Below are 2,490 nucleotides of genomic sequence, written 5' to 3' on the forward strand. Positions count from 1 at the left end.
GTAAGCGCCGTTAAATCGACCCTCTTGCCCTAATCGTATTGAGCCACTTTTTTCAAAGCCTGCAACTCGGCATTCCAGGGCAGCAAGGCTTCAAGCTTCTCCAGTGTATCGGCCCCAGCAATGCGCTCCAGCACATGGTGGATATAAGCGGAGGGCTCCAGGCCATTGGCCTTGGCGGTTTCTATGAGCGAATAGCAGGTGGCGCTGGCTTTCGCCCCTTGTGAGGTATCGGCGAAGAGCCAGGCCTTTCTGCCGAGGGCAAACGGGCGAATAGCGTTCTCGGCACCGGCATTACTGATGTTCAGGTCACCGCGTTCGCAGTAACCAACCAGAGTGTCCCACTGGTTCAGGGTGTAATCCATGGCCTTACGGGTAAGCAGGCCTTTCATCACCTTTGGGGCATTTTTCTCCAGCCAGGTTTTGAAGGTGTTGAGCAATGGCAGACTCTTTTCCTGCCGCAACTGATAGCGCTCTTCATCGCTCAGATCCCGGGCGGCCTTTTCAATGGCGTACAGTTTGCGGATGTGGCTCAGAGCCACGTCGGCTTTTGAGGGTGGGCCTTTTTTGCCTTTGGCCGGCGCAGCCCGGGACGCTTCCACGTATTTACGTCTCGCGTGGTCCCAACATCCGATTCGGGTCAGCTTGTTCGCGGCACAGACCTGACCGTAGCCGGAATAGCCATCGGCTTGCAGAATGCCCTGAAAGTCATCCAGCAGACGAACCGGTACCTTGCCGCCACGGGAGGGATCATACTCAAACAGCACCGAGGGGTGACCCGGTGGACCGCCCCGGGTCACCCACATCCATTTGTCAGATTGGGCGGTTTTGCCATCCTCCTTGAGCACCTGGATCCGGGTCTCATCGGCCTGGAGGTAATCGCTGCTGTTCTGCACGTCCCGCATCAGATTGATCAGCGGTTTGAACACGTCATCCAGGCGGATGATCCAGTGGGCCATGCTGGTACGGCTGACCTCGTGTCCTAATCGCTTGAGCATCTGTTCCAGCCGGTACAGCGGCAGACCGTCGGCATACTTGGAGGTGATCAGATAAGCGAGCAGTGACGGCGTGGCGGTGCACTTACCCAGCGGATGAACCGGACGGAAGGCAGCGACGATGCGCTCGTCACCGTCTTGCTCGAACACCGCCTTTTCCTGCCAGTACTCCAGCACTTTCAGTTGAGCGGGGATGAACTCCAGTTCTTCCTTCACCTTGGTGAAGAAGGTTTTGCTGGCCCCGGCTTTCTCTTCGTCACTGAGAGTCAGTTCAATACGCTCGCGCAGCAGCTTGTCCGAGAAGCCGCGCTGACGACGCTTGCGGGAACGACGGGGAGCGTCGGCCTCTTCGACATCTTCGGGCAGCTCGTCGCGCAGTTCGTCAATCTCGCCTTCCAGCTCCGCTTCATCGAACAGCAGGATCTGGTTGGGCTGCTTTTCACTGCTGGCCGCGAACTGCTGGATCTTCTTGTGGCGCAGCAGTTCTTCGAGGATGGCGATATAGTTGTCGCGACGCTGAAGGGCCTCGTCGTGCTGTTTCAGTTGAACTTGTTGGTTCTGGAGGACGTCTTCTTTAGCGGCCAATTGTGCTTGCAGATTGCTGATAACAGCCGCCATCTCAGCGGTCGATAAACCGTTGAGATCCGGGGTTTTAAGGGCGTTGTCAGGCGTTGATTTCATGGCGAAATTATAGCAAAAACAACGCCCTGGCACATCAAAAAAGTGCGTCTGAAAGCACTATCCAACGCTCTCGTAATGCAGGGTTTTATGGCCTCTCAACAGCGTGATGTCGTAGCCGTCCAGCAGCCAGTTGATCTGTTCACCGGTCAGCGACATCAAGTCATCCGACGGCCCCGGCCATTTGAACTTTTCTTCAGCCAGAGCTTTGTAATAGAGCACAAAGCCGTTGTCTTCCCACATCAGGCATTTGATCTTGTTCCGCTGCCGGTTGGTGAAGGCATAAAGCGCTCCAGAGAACGGGCTGTGGCCCAGTTCCTGTTCCACCAGCAGGGCCAGGCCATTGGCCTGTTTGCGGAAGTCGATCGGCTTCCGGTACAGGTAAATCTCCGGCAGATCCCAGGCCGGACGCAGATAGCGGTGACGCATCACAGCTGTCTCAGCACAGCGCCCAGCAACTCAATGTTGCCAGCGTGCAGGCCGGTGATTGATACGCCGCCGGGCAGTGACACGGTCAGACCGGCTCCGGCATCCGGAACCGGTGCCACGCGGGTAAATCCGGATCGAGTTTGAACCGGCTTGCTGGGCTCCTCGCTGCCGGTCAGCTTCTGCCGCCAGTAGACAAACCGGTGGTAAACAAGGGACTCTTGTTTGCAGTAGGCCGCACCGGACAGGCCCGAGGCCTGCCAGTCCGCGATACGCTGCTGCCAGGTTTGTTTCCGTTCGATTTGCGTCATGCCGATTCCTCTTGATCTTGGAGAGGAATCCAGTTTGGGTAATCTCAGGGCCGGAGTGTAGGTGCTGATTTATTGGCGCTTAC

The 2,490-nt window shown here is 57.0% G+C and carries 3 protein-coding genes; all 3 read right to left on the bottom strand.

The features are described 5' to 3' along the window. Positions 1-29 precede the first annotated feature (29 nt). The 3 genes from tnpC to tnpA are packed head-to-tail and all read right to left on the bottom strand — an operon-like array spanning position 30 to position 2,407. Positions 30-1,673, bottom strand: coding sequence for an IS66 family transposase (gene tnpC, locus BM035_RS22025; RefSeq protein ID WP_092034435.1), 1,644 nt, complete (start codon positions 1,671-1,673; stop codon positions 30-32). Between the two features lie 57 nt (positions 1,674-1,730). After that, the gene (tnpB, locus tag BM035_RS22030) at positions 1,731-2,099 is read right to left on the bottom strand and encodes an IS66 family insertion sequence element accessory protein TnpB (protein ID WP_092034436.1); all 369 of its coding nucleotides are present in this window, start codon (positions 2,097-2,099) and stop codon (positions 1,731-1,733) included. After that, the gene (gene tnpA / locus BM035_RS22035) at positions 2,099-2,407 is read right to left on the bottom strand and encodes an IS66 family insertion sequence element accessory protein TnpA (RefSeq protein ID WP_092034438.1); all 309 of its coding nucleotides are present in this window, start codon (positions 2,405-2,407) and stop codon (positions 2,099-2,101) included. The genes tnpB and tnpA overlap by 1 nt, the downstream gene beginning before the upstream one ends. Positions 2,408-2,490: the final 83 nt, after the last annotated feature.

The organism is Marinobacter sp. DSM 26671 (assembly GCF_900112835.1).
Taxonomy (GTDB): domain Bacteria; phylum Pseudomonadota; class Gammaproteobacteria; order Pseudomonadales; family Oleiphilaceae; genus Marinobacter; species Marinobacter flavimaris.

What these genes read in the sequence shown, in the direction of transcription:
- tnpC (WP_092034435.1), bottom strand. Translation starts at nt 1,673, where the DNA reads ATGAAATCAACGCCTGACAACGCCCTTAAAACCCCGGATCTCAACGGT.
- tnpB (WP_092034436.1), bottom strand. Translation starts at nt 2,099, where the DNA reads ATGCGTCACCGCTATCTGCGTCCGGCCTGGGATCTGCCGGAGATTTAC.
- tnpA (WP_092034438.1), bottom strand. Translation starts at nt 2,407, where the DNA reads ATGACGCAAATCGAACGGAAACAAACCTGGCAGCAGCGTATCGCGGAC.